Raw genomic sequence first — 24,324 nt, forward strand, 5'->3', positions numbered from 1 at the left:
CGGACCGGCGGCGTCAGGACAGGGTCGGCACCTCCGCGGTGTCCTCGTAGGTGGGGTTCAGCCACTCGACCGCGACATCGTGCAGGTTGCCGTTGGTCGCGAGCGCCCCCGGCCCGACGGGCCCGGGCCGCCCGGCCACATTGGAGAACCGCCCGCCGGCCTCGCGCACGATGATGTCGAGGGCGGCCATGTCGTGGAGTGCGAGCTCGGGCTCGGTCGCGATGTCGACGGCGCCCTCGGCGAGGAGGACGTAGGACCAGAAGTCGCCGTACGCGCGGGTGCGCCAGCACTCGCGCATCAGGTCGACGAACGCCTGGCCGTGCCCGGAGGTGATCCACCCGCCGATGGACGAGTACGACAGGGATGCGTCGGACAGTTGGGAGACTCCTGACACCCGGATGCGGGTGCCGTTCAGCAAGGACGTCCCGGCGAACGCCCCGTCGTCCTTCGAGGCCCACCAGCGCCGGCCCAGCGCCGGCGCCGACACGACGCCGGCGACGACCTCGTCGCCGTGCATGAGCGCGATGAGAGTCGCCCAGACGGGGACGCCGCGGACGAAGTTCTTCGTGCCGTCGATGGGGTCGATGACCCAGCGACGCGGCCCCCAGCCGGTGTCGTCCCGCTCCTCGCCGTGGACCGCATCGCGCGGCCGGGCCCGTTTCAGCGAGGCCCGGATGGCGTCCTCGACCGCGATGTCGGCGTCGGTGACCGGGGTGAGGTCGGGTTTGCTCTCCACCCGCAGATCGAGGGACTTGAATCGGTCGCGGGTGATCGAGTCGGCCGTGTCGGCCAGGACGTGGGCCAGCCGGAGGTCGTCGGTGTAGCTGTCGGGCATAGGTGAAGGCTAGCGGTCACTCTCCGTATCAGGGCGGCGGGGCCGTCCTGCGGCAGCAGGGTCGTGCGGGTTCGGCATCGGCCGGCGGCGCGGGCCGGGCCGCGGCGAAGATCTGTGGCCCCGGTCGGAGGGAAGCGCGTCAGGTCGCGGGCGTGGTGAAGGCGCGTTCGAGACGGCGGAACGAATCGAGCCGGGCGGCCGGCACGAGACCCACGGCCACAGCGTCGTCCAGACCGCACTCGGGGGCCGAGGACGAATGGTCGCAACCGCGCGGGCAGTCCTCCGTGTAGGGCGCGAGATCGGAGAACGCCCGCAGGAAGGCGTCGGGAGTGACATGGCTGAGCCCGAACGACCGAACGCCGGGAGTGTCGATGACGATCCCTCCCGGAGACGGCAGGCGGAGCGCGATGGCCGAGGTCGACGTGTGCCTGCCCCGCCCGGTCACTTCGTTGACCTCGCCCACCGGGCGGTCCAGTCCGGGGATGAGGAGGTTGACGAGCGTCGACTTGCCGACACCGGAATGGCCGACGAGGACCGTGCGGTGGCCCGCCAGCACCTCGCGGACCGCGGTCAGGTCGGCCTCGGGCTCGGTGACGAGGATCGGCAGGTCGAGCGGGCCGTACAGATCGATCAGCTCCCCGGGCGAGGCGAGGTCGGCCTTCGTCAGGCAGAGCACGGGTGCGATGCCCGCGTCGTAGGCGGCGACGAGGATGCGATCGATCATGCCCGGCCGCGGCGGCGGGTCGGTGAGGGCCGTCACGACGAGCAACTGGTCGGCGTTGGCGACGACGGGCCGTTCGTACGGGTCGTCGTCGTCGGCAGTTCGGCGCAGGACGGTGTCGCGCGGCAGCACCTCGACGATGCGTGCCATCGTGCCCTCGCTCCCGGACGTGTCGCCGACGAGGCGGACGCGGTCGCCGACGATCACACCGCCCCTCCCGAGCGCGCGTGCCTTCGTGGCGCTCACGATCCGGTCGCCGAGGTCGCAGCGGTACCGGCCCCGATCGACCGTGAAGACGGTGCCGACCTCGGCGGACGAGTAGTCCGGGCGGTCCTTGGTCCGTGGCCGGCTGCGCCGCGCGGGACGGCCGAACCCCTCCTGCTCGTCGGCGCGGATGCCGGCTCGCAGGCTCACGACAGCATCCCTTCCCACAGGGCCACGAAATCGGGCATCGTCTTCGACGTGCACGCGACGTCGTCCAGCACCACGCCATGGGTGACGAGCCCGACGAGCGCCGCCGCGTGCGCCAGGCGATGGTCGGCATGTGTGCGGAACAGCCCGCCGCGGAGCCTGCGGGGTTCGATGGTCAGTCCGTCGTCGGTCTGCGCAACGGCGCATCCGAGCCCCGAGAGTCCCTCCTCGAGGGCGGCGAGCCGGTCGGTCTCGTGCCCGCGGATGTGCGCAACGCCCCGGATCCTGCTCGGACCGGTGGCCACGGCGGCCAGGGCGGCAGCGGTGCAGGTGAGCTCGGACACGTCGTGCAGGTCGATGTCGGCCCCGACGATCCGGTCGGCGGACACGGCGACCGTGGATTCGGCTCCCGACGCCCCGTGCCGATACGCGGCGGTGATTCCGAACGCCTGCAGCGCCGCGAGGATCTGCTCTCCGGGCTGGGTCGAGGCGTCGGGCCAGGCGAAGACCGCATGCCCGCCGGTGATGCCGACCGCGGCCATGAAGGTGGCCAGGTTGGTCAGGTCGGGCTCGATCCACTCGTCCATCGCCCCGACAGCGCCCGGTTCCACCCGCCACACATCGGGCTGGGTCTCGGCCGCGTCCACGCCGCGGTCCTGCAGCATGGTCAGCGTCATGGACAGGTGCGGCCGGGACGGGACCGGCGCACCGACATGACGGATCGTGAGGCCCGACTCGCAGCGGGCGCCGATCATCAGCAGACCCGAGACGAACTGGCTCGACGCCGACGAGTCGATCTCCACCTGGCCGCCGTGCAGCGTTCCGTCGGACGTCAGGCTGAACGGGAGCCCGAGCGTCGGGTCGATGCGCACGCCGAGGGAGCCGAGGGCGCGCAGGAGCGGTTCCAGCGGCCGCGACTCGGCGGCCCGGTCGCCGTGGAAACGGGTCGTCCCGGCGGCGAGACCGGCCACGGGCGGCACGAACCGCATGACTGTCCCGGCCAGCCCGCAGTCGACATCGCCGCCGCCGGTGAACGCGGGCGGCGGCGTGATGCGGAGCCTGTCGAGGGTGTCGTAGCGCGGGTGGCGCTCGACGTCGGTCTCGACGCCGAGGGTGCGCAGGCCGTCGAGCATGAGCGAGGTGTCCCGGGAGTCGAGCGCGCCGCCGATGAGGCTCGGCCCGTCGGCGAGTGCGGCGAGGACGAGGGCACGGTTCGTGGCCGACTTGGATCCGGGGGTGCGGACGGCACGGGTGATCGGCGCCGAGGCGGTGGGTGCGGTCCACGGCACCGCGCCGACGGGCCCGGTGCGGCGGCTGAGCCAGTCGAGGAGACCCGGGCTCAACTCAGCGTTTCCTGAACCCGCTTGCCCGCCCGCTTCGCCTCGCGCGTGGCCGAGCGGCCGGCCTTGACGGCCTTCTTGCCGGCCTTCCGCGCGGCGTCGCCCGCCTTCTCGACCGCTGCGGACGCCTTCCGGCTCGCGTCGTCGATCTCGCCCGCGACGTCCTTGCGCGCGTCTCCGAGCCGCCACGCCAGGCCCGGCTTGCCCTCCGTGTCCAGCGTCGCGAGCAGAACGCCCCCCAGCAGGGCGACGTTGCGCAACAGGTGGGACGCCACCTCGCGCCGCTGTCCGTCCGGCGCCGTGAACGGGTTGGTCGCTGCGACCTGCGGGAGCATCGTTCCGGTGAGGATGCCGGCCCCCACGCGGCGCCCGACTCCCGAGGCGAGCATCACTCCGCCTGCGACCTGCGCGCCGGCGAACACTCGGACCCAGGTCCGGGTGTCGGCGGGGAGATGCACCGCTGCGGCCGGTGGGACGACCCGCTGGGCCAGGGGGAGGGCCCGCTTCGCGACAGGATCGACCTCGGCGACGTAGGCATCGGGTTTGCGGATCGCGTTCACCCCGGTGACGACGAAGAAGCTGGCAAGCATGGTGCGTGCTGTGGCGCGAAGAAACGTCATGACCCATTCCTACCCGTTCGCGGGGATCCGTACCACCCGCGAGCCGGATACGGTGCACCTGTGTGTGGAAGATATGCGGCCGTCGCCTCCGAGGGCACCCTGGTGGACCTGTTCGGTCTCGATGCGGTCCTCGACGCGCCGCCGCCGCCGAACTACAACATCGCCCCGACCGACCCGGTGCCCGCCGTGTGGACGCGACCGGCGAGGGACGGTGCCGGGCAGGGGCGTCAGCGCCAGCTGACCGCGCTGCGCTGGGGACTCGTGCCCTCGTGGGCCACCGCCTCCACCGGGGGTGCGCGTCTCATCAACGCACGGCTGGAATCGGTGGCCGACAAGCCGTCGTTCCGCCGTGCCCTCGATGTGCGACGGTGCCTGCTCCCCGCCCTGGGGTATTACGAGTGGTACACGGTCACCGATCGCGCAACGGGACGGACGCGCAAGCAGCCCGTGTTCCTGCGACCCGGATCGGGCGGCCTGTTCGTGATGGCGGGGCTGTACGAGTTCTGGCGCGACCCGGCGGCCGGTGCCGGCGACCAGTGGCTGCGGACCTGCGCCATCATCACGACGCGGGCCGCCGACAGCATCGGTCACGTCCACGACCGCATGCCGGTGACCGTGCCGCCGGATCGCTGGGGCGACTGGCTGGCGCCCGACGTCGCGGGCAGGATCGCCGTGGGGATGGTCAACGCCGAGCCGGGCGCGGATATCGTCGCCTACGAGGTCGCCCCGCTGGTGAACCGGGTCGGCACGAACGGGCCCGAGCTCGTCGAGCCGCTGACCGGACGGGAATAACCCCTCCCCGGGCAGGCGTTGAACGCACCGTGAGCGCAATGACAATGGAACGTGAGCCGTTGGTGCTGACGTCCGTCGCGCTAGGCTCGGACACGATGACTGTCCCTGAGACCGACACGCAGCCCGTCGCGACCCACGCGGTCGCGCTTGAGCCCGTCGACCTGCCCGACCCGGCGCTGGAGACCACCGACGAGCGCGCGGCGCGGTTCGAGCGCGACGCGTTGCCGTTCCTCGATCAGCTGTACGGGGCCGCCTTGCGGATGACCCGCAATCCCAGCGACGCCGAGGACCTCGTCCAGGACACGTTCGCGAAGGCGTTCTCCGCCTTCCACCAGTTCCGTCCGGGCACGAACCTCAAGGCCTGGCTGTACCGGATTCTCACCAACACCTATATCAACTCCTTCCGCAAGGCGCAGCGGCAGCCGCAGCGGTCGAGCGGGGAGGACATCGAGGACTGGCAGCTCGCGCGGGCCGAGAGCCACACCTCGTCCGGTCTGCGATCGGCCGAGATGGAGGCCCTGGAGCGCATGCCCGACTCGATGGTGACCGATGCGCTGGCCCAGTTGCCGGAGGACTTCCGCCTCGCCGTGTACCTGGCCGACGTGGACGGTTTCTCCTACAAGGAGATCGCCGAGATCATGGACACGCCGATCGGCACCGTGATGTCGCGCCTCAGTCGTGGCCGCGCGCAGTTGCGAAAGCTCCTGGCGGGCTACGCTGCCGAGCTGGGCATCGGGAGGCGGGGCGGAGATGAGTGACCTTCCCTGCGACGAGGTGAAACGGAGCCTCAACGCGTTCTTGGACGGCGAGGTCGAAGCCGCCGACGCGGACGTGATCCGCGCCCATGTCGCGGCGTGCGAGCCGTGCATGGACGACCTCGAGGTGCGCGCGGCGCTGCGCCGGATCCTGCAGCGTTGCTGCTGCGCGGTGCGCGCGCCCGAGACGCTGCGAGCCCGTGTGGTGACCCAGATCACGGTCTCGCGTTCCTGGTACTGGCAGATCTGAGCCGGTCTCGACCGGACACGAACGCCCCGGAGCCATCCTGGCTCCGGGGCGTTCGTCGGCCGGTTACTTGAACACGACCGTGAGCTTCTCGCCGGCGATCGTGCCGACGGCCTGGGACACCGAAGCCGGCCCCGTGTAGGTGTTGCCGTTCGTGGCGGTGAGGGAGACCTTGATCGAGATGTAGCTCGACATCGTCACCGTGGTGGGATCGCCGTAGGTCAGTCGCGGGGTCGCGCCGGAGAAGGGCGTCCCGGACGTGCTCACCGTGCGCTTCAGCGTGCCGGCCTTCATGGTGATGCCGCTCGGCAGCCGGGACGACATCGCGCAGTTCGCCGGCGTGAGGCTCTCCTGGGCGAGGCACTTCTTGAGCCACTCCTGCGACGCGGAGATCATGGCCTTCTCCCCGGCGTCGCTGAGCGTGGGCGTCGCCGTGGACAGGTCGGTGATGTACGTCGAGGGCTCGCCCACCGTGAAGGTGTCGCCGCCGTCGAACTCGATGAGCGACGTGCCCGTCGTCAGTTCGTAGACTCCGGGGAACAGGGCCACGCCGTCGTCCGGCACAGAGGTGCCGTTGATCTTCACATCGAGGTCGCCCCACGCCCGCGGGCGGTCATCGGTCGCGACGACCTCGTCGAGCTTCCACACGCCGCCGACCTTGGACAGGCGGTAGTTGGCCTGGACCGTGGTGCCGCCGACCGCGTAGTTCGCGGTGAGGTATTCCGACTCGCCGTACTCGCTCGATTCCACGACCTCGATCTCGGTGATCGGATGCTTCGCGATCGCGGCCTTCAGGAAGTCGTCCGTGAGCAGAGGGGACTCCGCGGGCGCGTTGAGGGCGTACTCCTTGGCCTTGGTGGCGTCTCCCGCGGCGAGAGCGTCCAGGTAGCCCTGGAGCGCCGCATGCGCGGTCGCGGCCTTGGTGGGCTCGGTCGACGCGTTGTCGCGCCCGCCCAGCGCGAAGACGAAGACGATGACCAGGGCGATCACGAGGAGGAGCGCGGCACCTCCGGCGATGAGGCCGATGAGCAGGCCCTTGCCACCCTTCTTCTGCGGCGGCGGGGCGGCGGGCGGGACGCCCGGACCCGCGTAGGCGGCTCCGGCTGCGGGGCCCTGCCCGGGCGGCGCCCCGAACCCACCGGCACCTGTGGGGAAGGCCTGTGTCGGAGCCGTCTGCGCCGGCCCTGGCGTCTGAGGTGCCGCGTACGGCCCGGGTGCCTCGGGGTATCCCGGCTGTGCGGTGTAGCCCGGCTGTGCGGTGTAGCCCGGCTGTGCGGTGTAGCCCGGCTGTGCGGTGTAGCCCGGGGCCGTGTAGGGGCTCTGCGGGGCGGCGGCCGGCGGCTGCGAGACGGGGGAGGCGGGACCGGGCTGGGATCCAGGTGCGGCGCCGGGAGGAACGGGGACCCCACCCGCCTGCGGGTAGCCGGGCGGCCCGCCCGGGGTGCCACCGGACTGCGGGGTGCCGCGGTTCGGATCGAACGGCTGCTGCCGGTCGGGCTGGGGGGTGAAGGGATCCTGACCCATGGTTCTCCTCCGCTAGTGGCACGGTCGTTCACGGCACTTTACCGAACACACAGGTCCCTGTGGAGCCCGCAGGCGTTCGGATCCGGGACGTCAGGCGTCGGTCGGCTCGGGCACGGCCCGGTCCGGGTCGTCACCGGAGCCATGAACGCGGCGGCGGAAGGAGACGGCGATGTAGGTGATGAGGGCGCCCACGGCGACGGCGCCGACGACGCCCGCGAGGACGGGGCTGCGCTGGTACAGCAGTGCGACGGCGCCGAAGCCGGCGAACCCGACGGTGGCGTAGAGGAAGGCCCACATGATGCAGCCGATCGTCACGGCGGGCAGATACCGGCGCAGGGACATCCGCATCGCCCCCGCGGCGAGGTTGACGAGCGTCTGGAAGCCGACTGTGAGAAACGAGAAGGAGACGACCGGGGGACCCCAGCGGTTCAGGGATGCAACGGCACGGGCGTAGCCCGGGGCGTGCATCAGCCTGCCCGCACGGGAGCGTTCGGTGCCGGCGGCCGCAGCCCGTCCGAGCCAGTAGGTCGCGTTGGCGCGCAGCATGACGATGACGAACAGGGCGGCGACGACGACGGGGTACGGCACCGGCCACGTCCGCGGATCGGCGATCACGGCTCACCTCCGTCCTGGCGTCCCGGCCCTGCCGTGCGGCCTCTCGGCCTCGTCCGGCGGGTCTGCGCACGCAGTCTAGCCCGGCGGACTGTTCACCCGGCGCGCGCGGCCCGGCGCATCAGCACCCACCCGACGCCCACGGTGAGGACGCCGAGGGTCGACCACGGAGCCGCGGGATGGACGACGACGCCGGTGCGCCACACGAGCGCCACGCCGAGGGTGGACACGGCGGTGGCCAGGACGGCCAGCCCCGTCGACTGCCGCGCCCCGAGCGGCGGCACCATGGCGAGGTCGAGGCGTCCCATGAGGGGGACGACGACCGCGACGAGCAGCAGCGAGGTCACGGATACGACGACGTGCAGGGCGGACGGCGGCAGCCGGTCCGCGACGCCGCTGAGCCACGCGAGTCCGTTGACGACCACGATGCACGGCACATGCCACAGGTAGATCGTCATGAGCAGGGCGTTGATCGCCACGACGGGACGGCGGGCGCGTGGCGAGAGGGCCCACCGGGGGGCCTTCTTCTCGAACGCGGCCAGGGCACACGCCTGCGCCAGCGCGAGCGGCACCATTGCGAAGGTCGGTGGCAGGACGTTCGCGATCGGGATGCTCCCGATCCCGACAGACACCGGGGGGTAGCCCAGTCCCTGCACCAGGGCGAGGATCACGAGCAGGGAGGCGGCGGCCACCGCCAGGAGGCGCCGTCCGGACCACGTCCGGAACCAGCCGCGGTGGTAGGCGATGCCGAGCTGATGGGCGAACAGCCAGACGGGAGCCAGGTTGAGGTTGCGCAACTCGGGCTGATGGGCCAGCGCGGCGGCGGCGTCCACGCCCGCCGCCAGCGCCGCGAGGACGATCAGGACCGCGACGCCGTGCCGGTCCTGGAGGCGGACCATCGCCGGAGCCGCGGCGGTGACTCCCATGTACACGGTGATGAACCACAGGAGGTTCATGCCGGCCTGGCTGAGAGGTGCGATGGCCTGTACGCCGGCGACGAGCGCGAGAACCGAGGCGATGAGCGCGCAGACGCCGACGAACGCCGTCGTGGGGCCGACGAGACGGCGCCCACGCGCGGCGAGGAAGGCTCCGTACCCGGTTCCCAGCCGGGCGGCCTTGACCATGTTGACGGAGTGGCCGTACCCGCCGGCGAGGAAGAAGACGGGGATCGCCATCAAGGGCCAGCTCACGATCCACAGGTACTCGGGAGGATCCCACATGGACAGGTCGAGACGGCCGTCGACCCGCGTCAGCGTGTACAGGCGGCTGTGGAACGCGACCACGACGCACACCGACACCGCCCGCGCCCAGTCCACGTACGCGTTGCGGTCCTCGCTGCCGACGCGCGGTGTGGCTGACAGGACGGGTTGGCTCATCTCGGCCGCAGCCTAGCGTCGCCGCGTCGGCGTCGTGCGCGTCGGTGCGAACCGTGGAAGGGGCGGGCGCCGCAGACCCTCGCCTCGTACCCTGAGCGAATGCAGGCGGTGCTGACAGGCGTGTTCACGATCGCCGCCGTGATCTTCGCGGGGTGGCTGGCCGCCCATCTCGGCCTGCTGGACGGGTCGGGACGCGTCGCGTTGTCGAACGCGGCCTTCTTCCTCGCATCGCCCGCGCTGCTGTTCACGATCATGGCCCGGGCCAGTCTCGGGCACGTGCTGTCGATGACCTTCGCCGTGTCGGCGCTGTCGGTGGCGGTCGCAGCGGCCGCCTACCTGGTGGCCGTGCAGGTGTGGTGGCCGCGCACGACCGCGGGTGAGCGCGTCGTGGGCGCGATGGCGTCCTGCTACACGAACGCGGGGAATCTGGGACTGCCGATCGCCGCGTACGTCCTCGGCGACGTGACCTGGATGGCGCCGATCCTGCTGATGCAGCTCACGCTGCTGCAGCCGACGTGCCTCACGATCCTCGACCTCCTGGCCGCTCGACGCGACGGCCGGCAGGCGCGGGTCGCCACGAACCTTCTCCTGCCGCTGCGCAATCCCATCACGGTCGGCGCGCTGACCGGACTCGTCGTCAACGTGTCGGGCGTCGGCGTCCCGGACTGGCTGTGGCAGCCGCTGGACCTGCTGGGCGGGATGGCGGTGCCTGCCATGCTCGTCGCGTTCGGGATCTCCTTGAGGCTGGACCCGAAGCCGGGCCGGGGCGGCGACGCCGCGCAGGTGTGGGGCATCACCGCGATCAAGGTCGTGCTCCATCCGGCCGTGGCCTTCGTCCTGTCCCGGTTCGTCTTCGCCCTCGGTCCGGCGGAGGTGCTGGCGGTCACCGTCGCCGCCGCGCTCCCGTCGGCGCAGAACATCTTCGTCATCTCGGACCGGTACGGGTTCGCCCGGCTCATGGCGCGCGACGCGATCTTCTGGACGACGCTGCTGTCTGTTCCGGTCATCATCGTGCTGGCAGTCGTCATCCGCTGAGCCAGTTGGTTAGGGTGGGCGCGAAGGGGATGCGCATGCACGAGTACGAGACGTTCGACCTCGAGGCCAGCACGGCGGACGCGTGGACGTCCTTCACCGAGCGGCTGAGCGAGGTTCTCGCGGTGATGGACGACACCGGGGACCTCTCGATCGGCATGCTGCTCGCCGACGCGGAGGGCGAGACCCCGTTCGTTCGCTTCGCCTGCGATGCCGCCCGCGTCCTCACCCTCGAGGCGGCGAGCAACGCCCAGTTGACCGAGCGGTACCAGCTCGGCGTGACATCGCTGGACCTGATGTCGCGCATGGGATGGCACGATCCGAACGTCGACGGCGAGCACCCCACCCCGTGCTTCTGGGCACGGTTCGATCAGGAGGACGCCGCCGCGGCCGCCGCGCTCACCGTGCGCACGCTGCGCGACGTGTACGGGGTGCAGCACCCGGCGTTCCTCGCCCCGGACCAGCTCGCCGACGTTCTCACACCGCGGCCGCAGCCGATGCAGGGGCGGACGCCGTTCGCGGCCGAGGATGTCATCGCATACCTGGCCGACGATCGCGCGCACCTCGACGCGATGATCGCCGAAGAGCTGACGCAGTTGTTCGGCCACGAGCCGTTCCGCGACGCCGACGGCGACTACGCGATCCGCTTCGGGTCCACGATGGTGTTCGTGCGCAGCACTCCCGATGCGCGCGAGGTGCTCGTCTTCTCGGCGGTCGTCCACGATGTCGAGGGCCGCAGCCGGGCCGTCGAGGTGCTGAACGATCTGAACTCCGAGGCGCGCTACGTCCGGTTCCAACTGGTCCGCGACCGGGTGTTCGTGAACATGAGCGTCCTGGCACACCCGTTCGTGCCGGCGCACCTGCACCAGGCGATCAGTGCGGTCGCGCAGGTCGCCGACGGCGTGGACGACGATCTGGCGGCCAAGCTGCACGGCCGCACCACCTTCCCCAACGAGAATCCGAGGTGAGCATGTCTTCTGTCGAGGATGAAGGCACATTCGAGCGGCTCGATCCGGCCGAGTGCGAGCATCTCGTACGTGGTGTGTCGGTGGGCCGTGTCGCCTGGCTGTCACGTCGCGGCCTGCAGGTCCTGCCGGTGCGGTACACGGTCGCCGACGGCAAGATCTACTTCCGGACGTCGTCCGAGTCGATCCTGGCGGAGCTGACCACGCTCAGCGAGGTCGCGGTGCAGATCGACGACATCGACACCGACACGGCGTCGGGCTGGAGCGTGCTCGTCCAGGGGGAGGCGCGGGTCTCGTCGACCCCTCCGGGCATGTTCCCCGAACCGTGGGCGCCCGGGCCGCGCAATGTGGTGGTCGAGATCATCCCCCGCTCGTATTCGGGGCGGGCCGTGTCCGCCGGCGGGCCTGCTACGTCCTGAGTCGCCGGACCGCCGAGCGCGGCGAGAAGCGGGCGCGCGGTGTGTCGGTCCAGGCGAGCACCGGCCAGCGCCGCTCGCGCGCGAACCGGTACAGTTGCGCGTCGGGGTTCACCGCCGCGGGGTTGCCGAACTCGGCCAGCCACGGCCGGTCCGCGTAGGAGTCGCCGTAGGCGTACGAATGAGTGAGATCGAACCCCTCGTCCTCGGCGTACCGGCGCACCCAGGTCGCCCGTGCCTCCCCGACGAGCGGCGACGTCGCCAGATGCCCTGTCCAGGCCCCGGCCTCGTCGCATTCCATCTCGCCCGCCACGACGACGTCGAACAGGTCGGCGATCGGCTCGACGAACACCTTGATCTGACCGGTGATGAGGACGGTCCGGTGCCCGGCGGAGCGGTGTGCCTCGATCTGTGCGACGGCCTCGCGGATCAGCCTGCTGCGGAGTTGCGGGGCCACGACCGTGTTCATCGCGGCGCGGATCTCCGACTCGGGCAGTCCCGCGTAGCGACGCATGAAGGTGCGGATGAAGTCGCCCCGGTCGCGGCGTTCGGCCTGCAGGTACGCGCCGGAGTGCAGCGCCAGGTCGCCGAACCCCCGCAGGGCCCGCCCCGTGCCGTGCAGCGCCATCTCTATCCACATGTAGTGCTCGAGCAGATTGGCGGCGGCGACCGTCTTGTGCAGGTCGAACACCGCCAGGACGTCGGGACGTCGGGGCAGGGGGGCCGGTCGCGGCGGCGTGGATGCCGTGCGCCGGGGTCGCATCAGCCCCGGCACCATCGGGATGTGGATGTCCTGCAGGTACTGGCGCCAGGTGAACGACGTGACGTCGAACCCGTGCAGGGCCTGCCGCTCCGTGGGCAGGGCGTCGTGCAGCGCCCGGGTTCGCGTGTCGTCGAACACGACCTCGGTGAGGGTGTACGGGGCGTACAGGTCGGTGAACTTCCGCAGCCGGACGAGGTCGCGCTGCGCCTTGTACACCGTCGAGATCCAGGATCTCGTGGTCGCGGTGGCGGGCAGGCGCATGACCACTTTCCCGGCCGCCGCGACGGCGAGCTCGCGGCGTCGCAGGCTGCGCTCGACAGGCGAGCCGCCCGGAAAGGTCCAGCTCGGGACGGCGATGGACAGACCGGCGGCGTCGGTCAGGGGATGGGCACGGAAGTACTCGCGGATGATGCGCACGGCGGGGCCGAAGCGTAGCGGGTTGCGCTTCCCGGAGGCGACCTGGAAGTACTGCGGCGCACCGGCCGCCGGAGCGGCCGCCGCGGCGGCGAGGATCGCGTTGACGACATGGTCGACGGGGATGATGTCGAGGATGGTGTCGGCGATGGACGGGAACTCGGGCAGCAGGCCCCGGCCGTACGCCGCGATCAGCGGGTCGGCCACCTTGTAGCCGTCGATCCAGCCCGGGAACGGATGCCGGAGGGCGGACTCGATGATGGTGGGGCGGACGACGGAGAGCCGGTGCGCGGCGCCCCACTCGCGTTCGGCGATGCGCTCGCCCATGGCCTTGGTGAAGGTGTAGACGTCGGGCCAGCCGAGCGACTGGGCACGGGTCCGGCCGGCGTCGACCAGGACGTCGTGCACCCACTCGCGGCGGCGTGCCTCGGCGGCCTCGGCGACGGCGAGGGCGCCCGCACGGCGGTGTTCCTGCTCGGCCTTGGCGAGGAGCGGTCTCAGGACACCGGCCTGCCGAGAGTCGGCCTCCGCGCCGAGCCCGGCCTCGCGGGCGCTGGCGAACTCGGTGTCCACGTCGACCGTGTGGTCGAGGGAGCGCTCCTCGGCGAGTCCCTTGCGCAATCCCGCCACGTAGCACGTCGACACGTGGACGACATGCGGATCGGCGCCCGATTGCCGCAGGGCGGCATACAGCGACACGGGTCCGAGGACATTGGACCGGAACGCCTCGTCGATGGGCAGGTCGAACGACACGGTGGACGCCGAGTGGATGACGTGCGTGAGGTCCCCGGGCAGCGGTGGCACCTCGCCCAGGTCGCCTTCGAGGACGCGGACGCGCCGTTCGACCTCGGCGCGCGCCTCGGCCTCTCCGATCCGCTCGACCCACGTCCGGAAGACCGACTTGTGCAGGAGTTCGGCGACTCTCCGCTGGGCGGTCAGTTCCCCGCGAGGGCGGACGAGGACGGTGACCCGCGTGGTGGGGTACGAGCTGAGCAATTTCTCCAGGACGGCCTGACCGACGAAGCCGGTGGCGCCGGTGAGCAGGACGTGGGCATCCGCGAGTGGTTCTGGCACTCGGGAAAATCTACGTCCAATCGCCGGGCTTGTCGCCCCCGCTCACCGCGGACGGTGGCGCCCGGGCGGGTCGGCGCTCCCATAACTCCGGGAAGATCGGCGAAACGGCCGTGGCGGCCACCGGTGAGGCGACCTGGGACAGTGTCCGCCGGGCCGTCCACTGCAATCGGGTCGCCGCCCGGCGCCGCGCCACGTATTCTGGCCGGGTCATGGAGTCTGCCACGCCGCGGATCGCCTTCGATCCGGCTCTGCCGATCGCGGCGCACGCCGACGAGATCATCGCCGCCCTGCGAACCGACCGCGTCGTCGTGATCGCGGGGGAGACCGGCTCGGGCAAGACCACCCAGCTTCCGAAGATGTGCCTCGCGGCCGGTCGCTCGGCGATCGCCCACACGCAGCCGCGGCGGATCGCGGCCCGATCCGTCGCGACCCGGTTGGCCGAGGAACTGGACACTCCGCTGGGCGAGTTCGTGGGATATCAGGTTCGCTTCCACCGGGCCGCGAGCCGCCGGACCCGGGTCAAGGTCATGACCGACGGCGTGCTGCTCGCGGAGATCGCCCACGACCGGGATCTGCGCGCCTACGACACGATCATCGTCGACGAGGCCCACGAGCGGAGCCTGAACATCGACTTCCTGCTCGGTTACCTCACGCAGTTGCTGCGGCGACGCGACGATCTCACGGTCGTGATCACGTCGGCGACCATCGACACCGAGCGGTTCAGCCGCCATTTCGGCGACGCCCCCATCATCACCGTCAGCGGCCGGACCTATCCCGTCGAGGTCCGCTACAGGCCCCTCGCGGACGGGGACGGCGAGCCCGACCAGGTCGACGGGATCTGCCGCGCGGTGACCGAGCTGCGCGCGGAGGGCCCGGGCGACGTCCTCGTGTTCTGCTCGGGCGAGCGCGAGATTCGCGACGCGACCGAGGGGCTGGCCGGGCTGGACCTGCGGGACACCGAGATCCTGCCGCTGTACGCGCGGCTCTCGCTCGCCGAGCAGAACCGGGTGTTCGCACCCCACACGGGCACTCGCATCGTTCTGGCGACGAACGTCGCCGAGACATCGCTCACGGTTCCCGGTATCCGTTACGTGGTGGACCCGGGGACGGCGCGCATCTCGCGCTACTCGCCCCGGTCGAAGGTGCAGCGCCTGCCGATCGAGCCGGTCTCGCAGGCCTCGGCGAACCAGCGTGCCGGACGGTGCGGACGCGTGGCGCCCGGCGTCTGCATCCGGCTGTACAGCGAGGAGGACTTCTCCTCCCGCGCAGAGTTCACCGATCCCGAGATCGTCCGCACGAACCTGGCCGCCGTCATTCTCCAGATGGCCCAGTCCGATCTCGGCGACATCGCCACCTTCCCGTTCCTCGATCCGCCCGTCGGGACGCAGATCACCGACGGCGTCCGGCTGCTGCGGGAGCTCGGTGCGCTGGCTCCGTCGGCGCAGCGCACGGGCCGCGGCTCGCCGGTCCTGACGACGGTCGGGCGGCGTCTCGCGGCGCTGCCGGTCGACCCGCGGCTCGGCCGGATGATCCTCGCCGCGGCCGAGCTCGGATGCCTGCGGGAGGTGCTCCCGATCGCGGCGGGGCTGGCCATCCCCGACGTCCGGGAGCGGCCGTCCGCCGCACGGGACCAGGCCGACGCGGCACACCGGCGGTTCTGGGCGCCGCTCGGGGCCGATGAGGGCGCGGCCCCGGACAACTCCGACGTCTCCGCGTTGCTGCGTCTGTGGCAGTACGTCCGACGCCAGTGGCGCGAGCTGTCGGGCAGCGCGTTCCGCAGGATGTGCCGCGCCGAGTTCCTCAGCTATCTCCGCATCCGCGAGTGGCAGGATCTGCATGCCCAGCTCAAGCAGTCCTGCCGAGACCTGCACCTGGACCGCAACGAGCAGGCCGCCGACCCTGCCGCGGTCCACGAGGCGGTGCTGGCGGGGCTGCTGTCGCACGTCGGGCTGCGGGACGATCGGCAGGCCGGTGCCCAGCCGGCGCGGCGGCGGCGGCCGATCGCGGAGTACCAGGGGGCGCGGGGAACGCGCTTCTCCATCAATCCGGGTTCCAGCGCGGCCCGTGTCGCTCCGGCACTGGTGATGGCCGTGGAACTCGTCGAGACGACGCGGCTGTGGGCTCGTACGGTCGCGCCGATCGAACCCGAGTGGGTCGAGCGGGCCGGTGCTCATCTCGTGCACCGCCGCTACGCCGAACCCCACTGGAGCAAGCGGATGGGGAATGTCATGGCCACCGAGACGGTCACGCTCTACGGCGTTCCGATCGTTGCGGGCCGGTCGGTGGTGTACGGGAGGATCGATCCGGTCGTCGCGCGGGAGCTGTTCATCCGCGCCGCCCTCGTCGACGGCGAGTGGGGCACCCGCCACCAGTTCTTCCACCGCAACGAAGCCCTGCGCAGGCAGGCGGCCGTCTGGGAGGAGCGGACGCGTCGCCGTGACGTGGTCGTGTCCGACGAGGAGATCTTCGCGTTCTACGACGCCCGCATTCCGGCGGGGATCTACTCCGTGGCCCATTTCGACGCGTGGTGGCGCCAGCAGCGGCGCGCCGACGAGCACATGCTCGATCTCCTGCCCGACGACGTCGTCGCGACCGAGGTCGACGAGGACGGGTACCCGGACGTGTGGACGGTCGGCGAGGCCGACCTGCCCGTGTCGTACGTGTTCGATCCCGGCGCCGGGACGGACGGGGTGAGCGTGGAGATCGACCTCGCCCGGCTCAACCAGATGACGCCCGAGGCGTTCTCCTGGCAGGTGCCGGGAATGCGTGCCGAACTCGCGACGGAGCTCATCCGCTCGCTGCCGAAGGCGCTGCGGACCCGGTTCGTCCCCGCCCCCGACACGGCCCGTTCGGCGCTGGAGTGGCTCGCCGGGCATCCCGGCCCGCCGGGGGAGTCGCTGCCCGCCGGTCTCGCCCGGGCGCTGCGGCAGCTCACGGGGGTGGCGGTTCCGGCGTCGGCCTGGGCACCCGAGCGGGTGCCGGCGCACCTGCAGGTGAAGTACCGGGTCCTGGACGGCGACACCGAGGTCGCGACCGGGACCGATCTGGCGGAGCTGCGCGAGCGCCTGGCGGCGGACGCCACGAAAGTGCTCACCTCGCGGTCGCGCGACCTGTCGGTCACGGGGCGGCGGCACTGGGACTTCGGGCCCGTGCCCGAGACGGTCTCGCTGGGCGAGTCGCTGGTCGGGTACCCGGCGCTCGTGGACGAGGGCGGAGCCGTCGGCGTCGCCGTCTTCGACACCGCGGCCCGCCAGCGCGCATCCCACGAGGCGGGCGTGCGGCGGTTGGCCCTGCTGGAGCTGCCCGACGCCACGAAGGGGGTCGTGGGCCGGCTCAGCAATGCGGTGAAGCTGGGACTGGGGGACAGCCCGTACCCGGCCGTCCCGTCCCTGCTGGCCGATTGCCGGCTCAAGGCGGTCGGCGACCTGTTGGCCGAACACCGCGATGTCCAGGGCATCCGGGACGAGGCCGCGTTCGACGCGGTTCGTCGTGCGATCGCGCCGACGGTCCCTGCCCGCATGGTCGCCGTCGTCACGCGCACGGCGGAGGTGCTCGCCGCCGTGCGGGCGGTACGGACCGAGCTCGCCGGGCTGAGAGCGGGCGATACCGTGGCGGACGCGTCCGAGCAGCTCGCGAACCTCGTCTATCCGGGTTTCGTCGCGGCGACGCCGGCACCGTACGACGCCCGGCTGCCGCGGTATCTGGAGGCACTGCGCCGTCGTCTCGTGGCCGCTCGTTCGCATGCCGCCCGGGAGGCGCAGCGGCTGGACGACATCCTGGTCGTCGAGGATGCGTACGCAGCTCTCTGCGCCGCACAGCCGGCGGGTCCGCTCCCGGCCGAGGTGGCGCGGGTCGGATGGCAGATCGAAGAGCTTCGCGTCTCCCTGTTCGCGCAGGCGCTGGGGACCGCAGAGCCGGTCTCGGTGAAGCGGGTCCTGCGGGCGATCGCCGCGGTGGAGGCAGCGCAGCCGTAGCCGGTGGGGGAGCGGTTCGAGCGCCGGTGCTGCCGGGGTGCTGCGCGGGGAGCAGGCGTTGCCATCGAATTGAGAATGGGTCTCAATAGCGTTTACGGTGGCACTGTCGCTCATCCGAACGAATGGAGAACCGTGCAACCCCTACTTCGATCCCTCATCGGCGGCCTGGCCGTCGCCACGGCACTGGCCGGGTGCGCCGCGCCGGGCGCCTCGACGACGCCGGCCGTCACGGGCGCCACGGCGGAGGCGGCGGGCCAGAAGCCGCGCCTCGTGCTGACGTACGACGGCGGCCTGCTCGTGCTCGACGCGACGACGGGCGAGCAGGTGGCCGACCTCGCCCTGAGCGGCTTCAACCGCATCAACGCCGCGGGAGACGGACGACACGTGATGGTGTCCACCGCAGGCGGCTGGGCCGTGCTCGACGCCGGCTCGTGGTCCAAGGCCCACGGCGACCATTCCCACTCCTACACGACGGAGCCGTCGCTGACGCAGGTCCTGGTCGAGGCCGAGGAGCCGGGCCACGTCGTCGTCCACGACGGACTCACGGCGCTGTTCGACGACGGCACGGGCACGGTCACCGTCGCCGGGGCCGACGGCTGGACCGACGCCGCCGCCGCAGGGACGGTCGCCGTCGTGCGCTCCTACACGACGGCCTCCGCGCACCACGGCGTGGCCATCGCGGGGAAGGACGGCTCGCTGCTCGTCACCCGCGGCGATACCACGACCCGCACCGGTGCCGCGCTGCTCGACGGGTCGGACACGACCGTGGTGCAGAGCGACGAATGTCCCGGTGTCCACGGCGAGGCCGTGGCCGACGACGCCTACCAGGTCGTGGGCTGCGAGAACGGCATGCTCGTCTTCCATGAGGGCGCCGTGAGCAAGATCTCCTCGCCCGACGCCTTCGGGCGGATCGGGAACGCCTTCGCGGTCGACGGGTCGACGTGGGTCCTCGGCGACTACAAGACCGACGCCGAGGGCGGCATCGGCCTCTCGTCGGTGTCCCTCACCGACGTCGCCCGCGGCTCGATGAAGGTGGTTCCCCTGTCGACCCGGTACACCTGGCGCGGGCTGGCGCGCGGCGACGAGGGCGAGGCGCTGGTCTTCGGCACCGACGGCGTGCTGAGGGTCCTGGACCCGCAGACCGGTGCGGAGCGGCGCGCGATCAGCGTGACCTCGGCGTGGACGGTTCCGGAGGAGTGGCAGACCGCGCACCCGGCACTCACCGTGCTGGAGGGGATGGCCTACATCACCGATCCGGCGACGAACTCGCTCCACATCGTCGACTACTCCGGCGGCAAGGTCTGGAAGACGGTCTCGGTGTCACAGGCACCGATCGAGCTGGTCGGCGTGACGGGCTAGGTACAGCGAGGTACAGCGAGAACCCGGACGCCCTCCGTCCGGGCGGCCCGACCGGCCGCCCACCGGGACCCACCGCAGGTCGCGTCCCCGTCCTGCGGTGGGCCCCGGATCCCATCCGGCGTGGCCCGCGCGCCGCGCCGCGCCGATGGCCTGCGCACACGAGGGTCCCGGCGCGGGACCGGTGTGCGGAGGCTGTGGTGGGCGTGAGTAGAGTGTCCCCGATGCTTGATCCACGTCTGCTGTACTCCCTCGACCCCGAGGTATGGGATTCCATGCGGGGTCTTGAGCCTGTGCTCATCCACTACCTCGACGGGTATATGGACGCCGGGACGGCCGGGCGCACCGTCGCCGAGACGCTGCTGGCGGAACTCGACAACGAAGTGCTCGTCGATTTCGATGTCGACCAGCTTCACGACTACCGCAGCCGCCGCCCGATCGCCACCTTCGACACCAATCGGTGGGAGGGGGTGAAGGACTACACCCTGCGGCTGTACAAGATGACCGACCTGTCGGGGCAGCCGTTCCTGCTGCTCAACGGGCCGGAGCCCGACAGCCAGTGGAACCGGTTCATCGAGGCGGTGCTGCAGTTGGCGGAGCGCCTCGGCGTCCGCATGCTGCTCAGCGGTCATGGCGTGCCGATCGCCGTGCCGCACACGCGTCCGACCCTGATCCACACCCACGCGAGCGATCCGTCGCTCGCCACGGGCAACCCCGCCTGGCTCGACCGGGTGGAGGTGCCCGCCGGGATCTCGGCGGTCATCGAGTACCGCGCCGGGCTGGAAGGGCGCACGGCCGTGGGCTACGTCGCCCATGTCCCGCACTACCTCGCGCAGACGTCCTTCTATCAGGCGTCGGTCGCCCTCATGCGCCGCTTCGCCGAACGCGGCGGGCTCGACCTCCCCGTGCACGAGCTGGAATCCCTCGTCGCCTCCAACCTGGCGAGCATCGACGCCGAGCTCAGCTCCGACAACGAACTGCCCCAGCTCGTCCGCGCGCTGGAGGAGCAGTACGAGAAGCTCGCGCGGGTCTCGCCGGAGAATCTGCCGAGCGCCGACGAGATCGGTGCCGCGGTCGAGGCCTACCTCGCGGAGCAGGAGAAACCTCAGGATCCGGGCGATGCCGGCTTCCGTTGACGAACTTCTCGCAGAGCTGGAGCTGGAGCGGCTCTCGCACTGGCGATTCCGTGCCCGTCCTCACCGGACGACGCTCCAGCGGGTCTTCGGCGGCCAGGTGCTGGCGCAGTGCCTCGGAGCGCTGCACCAGACCGTGCCCGAGGACAGGTGGAACCACTCCTTTCACGGGTACTTCCTGCGCCCCGGGGCGGTCGACCAGCCCATCGACTACGACGTGGAGGCCCTCCGCGACGGCCGCAGCTTCACGACCCGGCGCGTGACCGCGTGGCAGGGCGGCAAGGACATCTTCACGATGATCACCTCGTCGCACGTCACCGAGCCGGGTCTGGACCACTTCGACACGGTGCCTGCCGGCATCCCCGCCCCGGAGGAGTGCCCGCCTCTGGCCGAGGTGCTCGGACGGCAGACGACCGGCGGGCCCGAGCGGTGGCTGGCCGAGTGGGGCGCGCTCGACGTCCGGTTCATCGGGGCGTCCGGTCCCGACGGGACGATCCCCGCCCACAGCCATGCGTCGCATCTGCGGGTGTGGGTGCGGGCGTCGGCGGCGCTGCCGGCCGACCCGGTCGTGCACCAGCAGCTCGTGGCCTACGCATCGGACGTGACGCTGCTCAGCTCCAGCGTTGTGAACCATCGCGCCACCTTCGTCTCCGATCGCCTCCAGGTCGCCTCGCTCGACCATGCGATGTGGTTCCCGCGACCGATCCGGGCCGACGACTGGTGGCTCTACGACCAGATCTCCCCGTCGGCCCACCATGCGCTGGGGATCGGGCAGGGGCGCATCTTCCAGGACGACCGGCTGAGCGCGCTGTGCGTGCAGGAGGGACTCATCCGTCCGCTGGACCCGACCCTGCTGCCCTGACGATCCGGACGTCGCCGGCCCTGGGCGTCCGTCCCGGAACACACGTCGGGCCCGGCTTCGGCTACCGGGCCCGACGTGGGGGAAATGGCCTCGGCTCTACGCGGCCTCGCTCTTGCTGCGGAGTCGGGCGATCGCCTGCCGCTCGATTTGGCGGACTCGTTCGGCAGTGATTCCCCAGTGAGCGCCGATGTCGGACAGCTTCGCCTGGCGGCCGTCGAGCAGGCCGTATCGGCGTCGCACCACATCGGCGGAACGGTCGTCGAGGCTTGCGAGCAGCTCTTCGAGTCGCGCGCGCTCCTCGGCGTCCAACACCATCTCGTCAGGACCGGGAGAGAACTCGGTGGCGATGAGATCACCGAGCGCCGTGTCGCCGTCCTCCTCGACCGGGGCGTCAAGGCTCACGTGCTCCCGCGCGAGGCGCAGGAGTTCGACGACGCGGGCCTCGTCGACGTCGAGTTCGTCGGCGATCTCGAACAGCTCCGGCTCCCTGCCGAGGCGACGTTCCAGCGTCCGCCGCACGGCGCCGACCTGATTGACCTGCTCGGCGACGTGTACGGGAAGGCGGACGATGCGTGCCTGCTGTGCCACGCCGCGGCTGATGGATTGGCGAACCCACCACGTGGCGTAGGTCGAGAACTTGAACCCCTTGGTGTAGTCGAACTTCTCGACCGCCCGGATCAGGCCGGTGTTGCCTTCCTGGACGAGGTCGAGCAGGGGCAGTTGATTGCGTCCGTACTTGCGGGCGACAGAGACGACCAACCTGAGGTTGGCGGTCACGAATCGGTGCATCGCCTCGTCGCCCATCCGGACGATCTCGGCGAGTTCAGCCGTGCTGGCGGCCACGGCGTCCTCGCCGCGTTCGACCGGGGTGACCATTCCGTCGAGGATCGCGCGGGCGTAGAGCCCCGCTTCGATCCTGCGGGCCAGGGCGACCTCGGTGGCGGCGTCGAGCAAGGGGGTCTTGGCGATCTCGTCGAGATAGAGACCGACCGAGTCCTTCCCGTCGATGCCGTCGGTGACGCGTGAGCGATGCGCAAGTGCAGACATGTGCTTCCTCTCGGTGCAGACGTCTGTAGAACGCCCTCACGCGGGTGGAAGGTTCCGGCGTTCGCCCTGAGAGTACCCCGGGAGCCTGCCCTGAGGCCCCAGGTCGCAGATCGCGGGTTTGGAGCATCAGACTACGGTCGTACATGCCGTTTGTCCCACGCCCTCAAGCGTGGCACAATGGCAGCGAGTCGAGGTCTTGACAACACCGAGCTGTTGTCTGCCCCAAAACTGCTCCGTCGAGAGGTGTTGCGTGGATCAGCAAGGTGAACTTTCCCGTCCGGACGCAGTCCCCGCCGCAGCGCGCCAAGCGGGTGCCGTGACCACGGAGGTTCCGGAGCCGCCGGCAGCGGCTCCCCGGCGCAGAACAACACGTTCCCGTGCGAAGGCCGAGGTTGCGCTCGAGGTCGTCAGCGCACCCGAGGAATCCGCCGAGTCGACCGCCGCGCCGGCGTCGCGGCGACAGACGCCCAAGAAGAAGGCCGCCGGGGACGCGACACCGGCCCGCCGCACGCGATCGAAGGCCACGGCGGCCGAGGATACGCAGGCGAAGCCCAAGACCACACGGAAGCGCACGTCGAAGAAGGTCCAGCCGGCATCCGCGGAGGATGCGGCGGCGGGCGCTTCCGGGCCCGACGGCGAGGGCAAGGGCGGGCCCACCGTCCAGGAGGTCCTCACGAAGGGAACGGCGGCTGTCGAGTTCGAGCGCGACGGCAACGACGTCGTGTTGAAGATGGGTGGCAAGAAGCGCAGTCTCGACGACGTGGACGACTCCACCTTCGAGCCGGCCCAGGAGGCGACGCTGGAGAAGGAGCTCACAGAGGACCAGGGCTTCAGCCTGTCCGACGCCGACGACGCCGACGAGCCCGAGCAGCAGGTGATGGCGGCGGGCGCCACGGCCGATCCGGTCAAGGACTACTTGAAGCAGATCGGCAAGGTCGCCCTTCTCAACGCCGAGCAGGAGGTACACCTCGCGAAGCGGATCGAGGCGGGTCTCTTCGCCGAGGAGCGACTCGCCTCCGACGACGAGACCCCGGGCGACGACGTCCCCGACCTCGAATGGATCGTCCAGGACGGACGCCGCGCGAAGAACCACTTGCTGGAGGCGAACCTTCGGCTGGTCGTGTCGCTCGCCAAGCGGTACACGGGTCGAGGCATGCTCTTCCTCGACCTCATCCAGGAGGGGAACCTGGGCCTCATCCGCGCGGTCGAGAAGTTCGACTACACGAAGGGCTACAAGTTCTCGACCTATGCGACGTGGTGGATCAAGCAGGCCATCACGCGTGCCATGGCCGACCAGGCACGTACGATCCGCATCCCCGTCCACATGGTCGAGGTGATCAACAAGCTCGCCCGTGTCCAGCGGCAGATGCTGCAGGATCTCGGCCGTGAACCCACTCCCGAGGAGTTGGCCAAGGAACTCGACATGACGGCCGAGAAGGTCGTCGAGGTGCAGAAGTACGGGCGCGAGCCGATCTCGCTGCACACTCCGCTGGGTGAGGACGGCGACTCCGAGTTCGGTGATCTCATCGAGGACTCCGAGGCCGTCGTTCCGGCCGAGGCCGTCAACTTCACGCTGCTGCAGGAGCAATTGCACGATGTCCTCGACACACTCTCCGAGCGTGAGGCGGGCGTGGTGTCGATGCGGTTCGGCCTGACGGACGGGCAGCCCAAGACACTCGACGAGATCGGCAAGGTGTACGGCGTGACGCGCGAGCGCATCCGGCAGATCGAGTCGAAGACGATGAGCAAGCTGCGCCACCCGTCGCGATCGCAGGTTCTGCGCGACTACCTCGACTGAGAGCGCAGCGCCCGCCGATCGACATCGCCGCCCGGGGACGCTTCCGCGTCCTGTGGTCCGGTCCTTGTGGTCCGGCCCTTGTGGTCCGGTCGGTTCGGTCCTGCGGTCCGGGGATCGGTGCCGTTCGCAACCACCCGCCTCGCAAGCTCGGCGGGGGCCAGTCCCGTCCACGCTCACGGCACCGACCTCCCGGACCGCAGGACCAGGGGTGCGGCTGGGCGGAGGTCCGGGTTTTCCATGCTCTCGGTGGCGTTCCC

At 71.0% G+C, this 24,324-nt stretch carries 20 protein-coding genes; 11 read left to right on the forward strand and 9 right to left on the reverse strand.

The genetic code is table 11. The annotated features are described in order from the left end of the window. Positions 1-13: 13 nt before the first annotated feature. The 4 genes from G555_RS18485 to G555_RS0106995 all read right to left on the reverse strand — a co-directional run bounded on the left by G555_RS18485 (position 14) and on the right by G555_RS0106995 (position 3,927). The gene (locus tag G555_RS18485; protein WP_051208528.1) at positions 14-835 is read right to left on the reverse strand and encodes an inositol monophosphatase family protein; all 822 of its coding nucleotides are present in this window, start codon (positions 833-835) and stop codon (positions 14-16) included. Positions 836-974: 139 nt separating this feature from the next. Beyond that, positions 975-1,970, reverse strand: coding sequence for a ribosome small subunit-dependent GTPase A (rsgA, locus tag G555_RS0106985; RefSeq protein ID WP_051208529.1), 996 nt, complete (start codon positions 1,968-1,970; stop codon positions 975-977). Further along, complete coding sequence (gene aroA, locus G555_RS23030) at positions 1,967-3,310, reverse strand: 3-phosphoshikimate 1-carboxyvinyltransferase (RefSeq protein ID WP_245581215.1); 1,344 nt, start codon at positions 3,308-3,310, stop codon at positions 1,967-1,969. Before aroA ends, rsgA begins: the two co-directional genes overlap by 4 nt. Then, positions 3,307-3,927 carry a DoxX family protein gene (locus G555_RS0106995; protein WP_028708331.1) on the reverse strand — a complete coding sequence of 207 codons (621 nt, stop codon included), beginning with the start codon at positions 3,925-3,927 and terminating at the stop codon, positions 3,307-3,309. Before G555_RS0106995 ends, aroA begins: the two co-directional genes overlap by 4 nt. Before the next feature lie 60 nt (positions 3,928-3,987). Here G555_RS0106995 and G555_RS0107000 point away from each other — a divergent pair, with 60 nt between their 5' ends. From G555_RS0107000 to rsrA, 3 genes are all read left to right on the forward strand, one after another. Then, positions 3,988-4,719: an SOS response-associated peptidase gene (locus tag G555_RS0107000; RefSeq protein WP_028708332.1), complete on the forward strand. Its 732-nt coding sequence runs from the start codon at positions 3,988-3,990 to the stop codon at positions 4,717-4,719. Between the two features lie 95 nt (positions 4,720-4,814). Beyond that, positions 4,815-5,477: a sigma-70 family RNA polymerase sigma factor gene (locus tag G555_RS0107005; RefSeq protein WP_084635107.1), complete on the forward strand. Its 663-nt coding sequence runs from the start codon at positions 4,815-4,817 to the stop codon at positions 5,475-5,477. After that, on the forward strand, positions 5,470-5,724 hold the full coding sequence (gene rsrA, locus G555_RS0107010; protein ID WP_028708334.1) for a mycothiol system anti-sigma-R factor: 255 nt from the start codon (positions 5,470-5,472) through the stop codon (positions 5,722-5,724). Before G555_RS0107005 ends, rsrA begins: the two co-directional genes overlap by 8 nt. Before the next feature lie 63 nt (positions 5,725-5,787). Here rsrA and G555_RS0107015 read toward each other — a convergent pair whose 3' ends face one another. The 3 genes from G555_RS0107015 to G555_RS0107025 all read right to left on the reverse strand — a co-directional run bounded on the left by G555_RS0107015 (position 5,788) and on the right by G555_RS0107025 (position 9,233). Further along, the gene (locus tag G555_RS0107015; RefSeq protein ID WP_028708335.1) at positions 5,788-7,245 is read right to left on the reverse strand and encodes a heme biosynthesis HemY N-terminal domain-containing protein; all 1,458 of its coding nucleotides are present in this window, start codon (positions 7,243-7,245) and stop codon (positions 5,788-5,790) included. Positions 7,246-7,335: 90 nt separating this feature from the next. Further along, the gene (locus tag G555_RS0107020; RefSeq protein WP_245581216.1) at positions 7,336-7,860 is read right to left on the reverse strand and encodes a DedA family protein; all 525 of its coding nucleotides are present in this window, start codon (positions 7,858-7,860) and stop codon (positions 7,336-7,338) included. A 92-nt stretch (positions 7,861-7,952) separates the two neighbouring features. Further along, positions 7,953-9,233 carry an acyltransferase family protein gene (locus tag G555_RS0107025; protein ID WP_028708337.1) on the reverse strand — a complete coding sequence of 427 codons (1,281 nt, stop codon included), beginning with the start codon at positions 9,231-9,233 and terminating at the stop codon, positions 7,953-7,955. 99 nt (positions 9,234-9,332) lie between these two features. Between G555_RS0107025 and G555_RS0107030 the strand changes: the two genes are divergently transcribed. The 3 genes from G555_RS0107030 to G555_RS18490 are packed head-to-tail and all read left to right on the forward strand — an operon-like array spanning position 9,333 to position 11,649. After that, positions 9,333-10,268 (forward strand): AEC family transporter, encoded by a 936-nt coding sequence (locus G555_RS0107030; RefSeq protein WP_028708338.1) that lies wholly within the window; start codon positions 9,333-9,335, stop codon positions 10,266-10,268. A 35-nt stretch (positions 10,269-10,303) separates the two neighbouring features. Then, a complete protein-coding gene (locus tag G555_RS0107035) occupies positions 10,304-11,233 on the forward strand; it encodes a T3SS (YopN, CesT) and YbjN peptide-binding chaperone 1 (RefSeq protein ID WP_028708339.1) in 930 nt (309 codons plus the stop codon). Between the two features lie 2 nt (positions 11,234-11,235). Continuing rightward, positions 11,236-11,649 carry a pyridoxamine 5'-phosphate oxidase family protein gene (locus G555_RS18490; protein ID WP_051208530.1) on the forward strand — a complete coding sequence of 138 codons (414 nt, stop codon included), beginning with the start codon at positions 11,236-11,238 and terminating at the stop codon, positions 11,647-11,649. Here the strand turns inward: G555_RS18490 and G555_RS18495 are convergent. Further along, a complete protein-coding gene (locus G555_RS18495; RefSeq protein WP_051208531.1) occupies positions 11,639-13,897 on the reverse strand; it encodes an HAD-IB family hydrolase in 2,259 nt (752 codons plus the stop codon). The two genes, G555_RS18490 and G555_RS18495, sit on opposite strands and share 11 nt — an antisense overlap. A gap of 209 nt (positions 13,898-14,106) precedes the next feature. On the opposite strand from G555_RS18495, the gene hrpA reads away from it, so the two are divergent. From hrpA to G555_RS0107065, 4 genes are all read left to right on the forward strand, one after another. Beyond that, positions 14,107-17,871, forward strand: coding sequence for an ATP-dependent RNA helicase HrpA (gene hrpA, locus G555_RS18500; protein ID WP_036921551.1), 3,765 nt, complete (start codon positions 14,107-14,109; stop codon positions 17,869-17,871). Positions 17,872-18,003: 132 nt separating this feature from the next. Next, positions 18,004-19,230, forward strand: a complete 1,227-nt coding sequence (locus G555_RS0107055) for a hypothetical protein (RefSeq protein ID WP_028708340.1) — start codon at positions 18,004-18,006, stop codon at positions 19,228-19,230. 221 nt (positions 19,231-19,451) lie between these two features. After that, positions 19,452-20,363 carry a PAC2 family protein gene (locus G555_RS0107060; protein ID WP_028708341.1) on the forward strand — a complete coding sequence of 304 codons (912 nt, stop codon included), beginning with the start codon at positions 19,452-19,454 and terminating at the stop codon, positions 20,361-20,363. Next, complete coding sequence (locus G555_RS0107065; RefSeq protein WP_028708342.1) at positions 20,347-21,222, forward strand: acyl-CoA thioesterase; 876 nt, start codon at positions 20,347-20,349, stop codon at positions 21,220-21,222. Before G555_RS0107060 ends, G555_RS0107065 begins: the two co-directional genes overlap by 17 nt. Positions 21,223-21,318: 96 nt before the next feature. On the opposite strand, the gene G555_RS0107070 is transcribed toward G555_RS0107065, so the two are convergent. Then, complete coding sequence (locus tag G555_RS0107070) at positions 21,319-22,269, reverse strand: sigma-70 family RNA polymerase sigma factor (RefSeq protein ID WP_028708343.1); 951 nt, start codon at positions 22,267-22,269, stop codon at positions 21,319-21,321. 250 nt (positions 22,270-22,519) lie between these two features. Here G555_RS0107070 and G555_RS18505 point away from each other — a divergent pair, with 250 nt between their 5' ends. Continuing rightward, positions 22,520-24,067: an RNA polymerase sigma factor gene (locus tag G555_RS18505; RefSeq protein WP_084634866.1), complete on the forward strand. Its 1,548-nt coding sequence runs from the start codon at positions 22,520-22,522 to the stop codon at positions 24,065-24,067. Positions 24,068-24,324 lie beyond the last annotated feature (257 nt).

This window comes from Propionicicella superfundia DSM 22317 (assembly GCF_000423465.1).
GTDB classification, from domain to species: domain Bacteria; phylum Actinomycetota; class Actinomycetes; order Propionibacteriales; family Propionibacteriaceae; genus Propionicicella; species Propionicicella superfundia.